General features: G+C 43.0%; 3 protein-coding genes. All 3 read right to left on the reverse strand.

The window, feature by feature from the left end; all coding sequences use genetic code 11:
- Window positions 1-1,114, reverse strand: a 1,114-nt coding sequence (locus KGY70_18865) for a hypothetical protein (protein ID MBS3777265.1), incomplete at its 3' end; no start/stop codon positions are given.
- A gap of 198 nt (window positions 1,115-1,312) precedes the next feature.
- The gene (locus KGY70_18870; protein MBS3777266.1) at window positions 1,313-1,948 is read right to left on the reverse strand and encodes a response regulator transcription factor; all 636 of its coding nucleotides are present in this window, start codon (window positions 1,946-1,948) and stop codon (window positions 1,313-1,315) included.
- Between the two features lie 34 nt (window positions 1,949-1,982).
- Window positions 1,983-3,690 (reverse strand): response regulator (locus KGY70_18875; protein ID MBS3777267.1); only part of this gene is annotated, 1,708 nt, incomplete at its 5' end.

Here is a 3,690-nt window from a genome sequence, read left to right on the forward strand (position 1 = left end):
CAGCCAGTAAATCTGCTTCTTTTTGTGCCAGTGCGGCTTCCTCCTTCTCTAATGCTGATCTGTCGGCCAAAATTTCTGAGAGCTCCTGATTCCTTACTGTTTCTATTTCTGAGTTCAGGGAGTCAAGGCGCTGGTTAATCTGTGATTTTTGCGATGCCAGGACGCTTTTAAGCGAATCAAGCTTCTTCTCCTGCTGATTAAGGGAACTCATTTCACTGTTTAATCTTTCCTGCTCTTCTTTGTTGAACTCTTTGATCATCTCATTTTTGCTGTACTCCTGCTCCATCATGTCACGCAGCCTTTGTTTCAGTTGTTCTACATCATTCATCCAGTTTTGGATAGAAGCAATGGATTTTTCGGCAGCATCGATCTTGTTCTGCTCCTCTTCAATATTGCTGTTGACCTCTTCAATTTTCAGGTTAATCTCGTCCAGCCGGGTATCGTCTCCACCTTCCTTAAGAACCTGGTTTCTTTGACGCAGATACTGATTCTTTTCTTTCTCCAGCAGATCTATCTTTCGTTCTGACAGGTTGATTTGTTGCCGGTGAATTTCGAGCTGATTCCGCTTCATTTGGGTTTCTTCTTCCAGTTCTTCAAGACGGTTGTCAATCTCCTCAATACCGGTAACAAGCTGAGCTCTGGCTTGCTTTTGTTGCTCGGTGATTTGTTTCTCTTGCGCTGCAAGGGTATCTTTCTTTCTCTCCAGGCTGCCGATCTGGTTTTCAATATCAGAAAGACTGTCATTCATCTTGTTTAATCTTGCCTGCAAAGCTTCTTTTTGTTGTTTCAGCTTATTAAGTTGCTCCTGCTTCTGAGTTTTTGCGAATTCTTTCTGGCTTTGGCTCAGCTTTTCTATTTCACTGTTGATTTGCTTGCGTTCACTCATTAGTTCGTTTTGTTCCTTTTCGAGCGAATCTTTCACGGCGGTTAGTTCGTTAAATGTTTCTTCCACGGCTTCCTGCTGGGTTTCCAAAGCCTCAGTTTGTTTTTGAATAAGTTTTTCTGCTTCTTTTTCAGATTGCGGGCTGGTACAGCCGCCAACGCTGAAAATAACTACAGAAAGCCCTATGGCTAACTTCTTAAGAAATTGTTTTTGTTTTTTACGTGTTTTCATAATGTTAAATGTTTAGTAATTGATTCTATTCTAATCGTGCCTGAAAAGTATTTTTCAGTTCATATTTTATTTTAGACGAAAGGATTTTAAAAAGTCACCCTTTCGTTCATAATTTTTTTTGGAATTGTCTTTGCCGGCGGTATTTATCCCCTCTAAACCATTCCATCCGAGCTGTTTTTTGAATATATGGCCACAGATTTAGTTATTAATCAACTTATGGTTCATGGCGTACCGGACGATTTCCGAATTGTTTTTCAGACCGAGTTTTTTCAGTATCCTGGAGCGGTAAGTGCTGATCGTTTTGACGCTCAGTGACAGATTCGCGGCTATATCTTTCAGTGGCTGGCCGGAGGCGATGCGTTTGAGGACCTCAAATTCCCTGTCGGATAGACTATGGTGTTCCAATGTTTCCGTAGATCCGTTGATATGCTCTGCAAGCGTCTCAGCCAGTGAGGAACTGATGTATTTCCTGCCTCCGGCAACGGTACGGATGGCATGCACCATCTCCTCAAAAGTACCTTTTTTGGTCAGGTAACCGGCAGCTCCGGCTTTCATTACCCGCAGGGCATATTGTTCTTCCGGGTGCATGCTTAATATCAATACGGGGATGTTGGGCTGATATTCCTGTAGCTCTTTAAGGGTTTCTACGCCATTTCTTCCCGGGAGAGAAATGTCCAGAAGAATCACATCGTATTCCTCTTCTTTTAGTTTATTGAACATTTCGGAAGATTGGGAGGCCTCCCCTTCAACGCGTATGTCCTCGGTTACATCCAGCAATTGCCGGATCCCTTCTCTTACAATGGTATGGTCATCTACTATGAGTAACCTGATCATTTTTATTTGTTAAATTAACGAATTCTTGTACGTTTCAAATGCTTTGCCTGAGGTGTTTGTTCATCGCATTCAACATGGCTTGTATATCGACCGGTTTGGTGAGATAATCGGTGCAACCTGCCTCCAGGCATTTTTTTGCGTCATTGTCCATGGTGTAGGCCGTTTGAGCTATTATGGGAGCATGGGTGTTTTTCGACCTGATCTTTCTGACCACTTCCAGTCCGCTCATGTCGGGAAGCCGGAGATCCATCAGTATAAGACTTATATTCGGGTTTTCCCGGAAATGGTCCAATGCTTCTTTTCCGGTTTGCGCAGAAAGAATCTTTACCTGGGTTTCACTGAATATTTCCTGCATAAATTCCAGACTAACCGGATCATCTTCTACAATGAGCACTTTATGGCCGGGCCAGTTATAATTATAATCCGAAACACCGGATTGGTCCTCTTCCGGTTTGTATTTATGCCGGCTGAAGGGCATGGTGAAATAAAAGGTGGAGCCCTTTCCTTCTTCCGATTCTAACCAAATCCTGCCACCGAGAAGTTCAACCAGGCTTTTCGAAAGGGCCAGTCCGAGACCGGTGCCTTCATATTCCCGGCTGGTTGATTCATCCCCCTGCCTGAAAGGTTCAAAAATTTCATTTTTCTTGTTTGCATGAATCCCGATGCCTGTATCTTTGATATAAAAGACCAGTTGGTGGGGTTCCTCAAACTTGTATCCGAAATCAATGGTTCCTTCTTCTGAAAATTTAATGGCATTGGAAAGGAGGTTGTTAAGAATCTGGCTTATCCTGCTGCAATCGGAATACAGACGGCTTTCCTCTCTTGTCAGACCACAATGATAATGCAGTGAAATATCTGTTTTTTCTTGCTTTTCCAGCTCCAGGGTGTAAACATCATATATTTCATACATGAGATCATTCAGGTAGCAGTCTTCCTGCCTTATATTGAGTTGCCCGGCTTCAATTTTCGACAGATCGAGCAGGTTGTTGAGCACATTTAGCAATTGATCGGCTTTCTCGTGTATAATGTTCAGAAATTCCTTTTGTTTTTCGAAGGGAAATTCCCGTTCCTGCAATATTTGGCTGAATCCCATGATGCCGTTAAGGGGTGTGCGGATTTCATGGGAAAGATTCATCAGAAATGTGGATTTCAGGCGATCGCTCTCAATGGCTTTATTTTTTGCAGTTTCCAGCGCTTTTTCCGCCTGTTTTCTTTCAGTAATATCCCTCGCAATAATCAGGATGCCTTCCATTTCTCCTTCCTGCTGAAGCGGAGTGGATTTGATTTCTACGGGAATGGGTTGTGCTTCAGCATTTTTGATATAGGTCTGATAGGTGTATGTGGCGTTATCCCCTTTTAAACGGTCTTCTTTTCTATTATGCAATTCCCCTGGGTCATCTATATAGTTATGGATATTGTCTCCCGTGATTTCTTCCCGTGTTTTTCCAAGTATATTCAGGCCTGTGGGGTTAAGGTACCGTATATTCCCTTCCATATCGTGGATACATATAATATCCGTAGCGGTTTCTGCCAGCAAACGATATTGTTGTTCGGTTTGCTGTAATTTTTCTTCCATTCTGATTTTATGCAGGGCAAAGGCCAGGTCACCGGCAACTTCTTCCACCAGTTCCTGTTCTTCTTTCAGCGGTGCGAAATGCTTCGGCAGATTGACCGATATAAGGCCGTAAATTCTTCCTTCATATTCCATCCGGCAAGTCAGGCTCCTGTTGTTAATGTCTCCG

The organism is Bacteroidales bacterium, assembly GCA_018334875.1.
Classification (GTDB): Bacteria; Bacteroidota; Bacteroidia; order Bacteroidales; family UBA12077; genus JAGXLC01.